A 2,729-nucleotide genomic window follows, 5' to 3' on the forward strand; every position below is an offset into this window, starting at 1 on the left:
TTCACTCTAGAACTTTTCCCTGTCGATCGCCACTAAAAAAGGGGAGCGATCGCCCCCCTTCATCCCATCAGATCAGCAATCAGTTAACCCGCTTTTTGCTCCTCGATGACGGTTAGTTCATCCACCAAAGCATAGAACAACGCCCGGGCCGCCCGTCCCCGGCAACGAGATCGCACCAAAGCAATAGGGGTTCCGCCCCCTTTTTGGTCATCGTAGATTTTCCCCAGTTCCTGGATAATGGGGGTTTTCCGGTTTCTCCTGACCTCGATGGTGGTAAAGAACCATTGCCAGAGGGCGATCCGGCAAAGGTCACTCCCCCCCACCACCGATGATCGTTTAGTGGCCCCTGAGGAATGTTCACGGGGGGCGCATCCTAACGCCTTCTCAAAGCGACGGCGTGACTTGTGGCGTTTCGTGGGTTTGCCCGACTGCTTACCCTTTCGCACCAGGACGATGGGTTTCCCGTCGTCTCCCAGGTAGTTCTCAAGGGGGAAGATCTGGCTTAACAACAATGCCGCCACCCGTTGGCCAAACTGGAACCGGGCAAACACCCGCTGATAGGGGGCAAACTCTGGGAGGGCAGAGAGTTGGCGCAATTCGTTCTCAAGCTCCCATTCTTCGGTATGGAGATTACAAAGGCGTTGGGCATGGGCGATCGCCTCTGGCCTTAAGCCACTGCCTACCGTTGCTGAGTAGAGGCGATCGTACTTCGCACTTTTCCGAATCCCGGCGATCCAACCCCAAAGCAGGGGAGCATTAGCGGATCTGGTGCGCGTCTGGACATTCGCCCCTTCGGGAAATTGCCACGCGAGATCTTGTCTAATCCGGTTGATGATGGGGGATTGGACGCGGTTGAGATGGGCAAGGCGCAAAACAATCTGTCTGATCCGAACGATCGCCCCCGTGCGAACCTGAACAAATCGGCGGGGGTTGCTGTTGTAGTCGAACCAGTAACAGGCCAGGGCCATCGCGTCCAATTCGTCGGTTTTATCCTCAATATCCAAGGATTCCCGGTAGCTGGCAAGCTGAGTATGTCCGACTAACCAAACCTCGACACCGTTCCGCGCCAGGTGCGTCCCCCACAGTTGGGAGTAATTCACCCCCGTTGGTTCCATGACGGCGATCGCCCGTTCATAGCCCTTGGCCATATCCAGCAACCGCCCCACACCTGCAGCATCAGCATGGCAGGTGACGAACTCAGCGGTATCGTCATAATAATCACGCGGCTCCGTTGGTTTTGCGAAAAGTTTGCAGCACACAACGGATGAGCGGCACACATCAAGACCGATCACAATTAAGCTCATATTCTGTTGAAAGGGTGAAGTAATTGAAAGGAAGAAAGCCGACGAATCACCCAACAGCCGAAGCCGAATTCACTCTGACAGCATTAACTTCTTCCCCGTAAAAAGCCATCGACGGAGCCTATGAAGCAAAAAAGGCGAGAAGCCTGTTTCAGACTGAAAGCCCCGTCCGCATGGCTTGTGAAGGTTGCCCCCCACAGTCCCCCCAGTGAGGGGGAATCTGGGGGTTAACAGGGGATATCTTGGTCGTCTTGATCGGCCAAACTGTTTAGGTAGTTTTTAACCATGAGAGCAGCAGGGCCATGCACTTTCAGGGTTTTACCATCGGTAAAGTGGCAAACTACCGTAGGCTCATGCGCCCAATGCTTATCGGTGTAGTCCAGGATGTGGGTGATGTTGGACAGGCTGATCCAAACGCCAGCAGTCCAGCGATCGCCCATTTTCAGAGAGGGGATGTACAGCAGGTCATTCATGGTCATTGTCATTTCCGTAGATAATTTTTTCGATGAAATGTTTAAGCAAGTCTGCGGTGTAAGGCTCACCTCGGAAAACCATCACTAAATTGCCTTGGCTAGGTATTTCATCAGTTCCGGGAACGGTTTCTTCAAACCAAGTAACTCGACATTTTGCTTGTTCAAAGTCGAATTCTTCAATCTGTTCAATCAGTGACTCGTAGGCTAAGGTCAGTTCTTTCAGTTCCATGGGTAAAAAAGCCCTCAAGCGAGGGCTGCGATGGTTTAGAGAATTTCTTCCCAGGCTTTGCCGTCTAACTCTTCTTGCCCTTCCGGAAAACAGAAGGTGAGGTCGAAACGCTGAGGCGATCTGGCGTTAACGGCCTGGATGCCACGGAGGAAGATCAGCGCATGGCAACGGTAACGGAACACGGCGATCCGGCGTTGCCCTTGGGTGTCTGTCACCACCCACTTTTCGGTTTTGATTTTGGTGGCCATGGTTAATCTTGGGTGATGATTAGGCGGTTTCTGATGATTTGCGCGGTCATGCCACGCTCTTCATAGCGGGTTAACCCCATGTTCTGCATTTCCTCAATGAGGTCTTGCCGAAGGGAATCAAAGAGATCTAGGAGGGTTCCCCCGGTATCGCTGTCGGTCATGTCCTCCGGTAAGAGGGTGAAGGCGGTGGCGATCGCCTCATGGAGTTCAAAGAGGCGATCCAACTTATCGGTTGTTGGGTTCTCAATCATTTGCGGTTAGTCCCGGCTGCGGGTTGCTCCGTAAACGACTTTGTAGAGGTGGTCGCTCACTTGGGCGGCCATGGCCTCACACTTGAGGGCAGCATCAAAGGCATTGCTCTGATCCGCGCTGCTCAAAATTTGCTGAATTTGCGCCGCTTTCTGAATTGCGGCCTGTAGATGTGATTGGCTGTCCATAAGGGTTTAAGGGATAAATGGGCTTGAAGCTGTAACTCCGG

At 53.1% G+C, this 2,729-nt stretch carries 6 protein-coding genes; all 6 read right to left on the minus strand.

All coding sequences use genetic code 11. The features are described from left to right. Positions 1-83 precede the first annotated feature (83 nt). Positions 84-1,304: an IS110 family transposase gene (locus VB712_RS13945; protein ID WP_323255720.1), complete on the minus strand. Its 1,221-nt coding sequence runs from the start codon at positions 1,302-1,304 to the stop codon at positions 84-86. 224 nt (positions 1,305-1,528) lie between these two features. Further along, entirely contained in the window at positions 1,529-1,780 is a 252-nt protein-coding gene (locus VB712_RS13950) for a hypothetical protein (protein ID WP_323255722.1), read from the minus strand. Further along, entirely contained in the window at positions 1,767-2,003 is a 237-nt protein-coding gene (locus VB712_RS13955) for a hypothetical protein (RefSeq protein WP_323255723.1), read from the minus strand. Before VB712_RS13955 ends, VB712_RS13950 begins: the two co-directional genes overlap by 14 nt. Positions 2,004-2,038: 35 nt before the next feature. Next, on the minus strand, positions 2,039-2,251 hold the full coding sequence (locus VB712_RS13960) for a hypothetical protein (protein WP_323255725.1): 213 nt from the start codon (positions 2,249-2,251) through the stop codon (positions 2,039-2,041). Positions 2,252-2,253: 2 nt separating this feature from the next. Then, positions 2,254-2,502 carry a hypothetical protein gene (locus VB712_RS13965; RefSeq protein WP_323255727.1) on the minus strand — a complete coding sequence of 83 codons (249 nt, stop codon included), beginning with the start codon at positions 2,500-2,502 and terminating at the stop codon, positions 2,254-2,256. 6 nt (positions 2,503-2,508) lie between these two features. Then, positions 2,509-2,688, minus strand: coding sequence for a hypothetical protein (locus VB712_RS13970; RefSeq protein ID WP_323255729.1), 180 nt, complete (start codon positions 2,686-2,688; stop codon positions 2,509-2,511). Between the last annotated feature and the right edge of the window lie 41 nt (positions 2,689-2,729).

The organism is Spirulina sp. CCNP1310 (assembly GCF_034932185.1).
GTDB lineage: Bacteria > Cyanobacteriota > Cyanobacteriia > Cyanobacteriales > Spirulinaceae > Spirulina.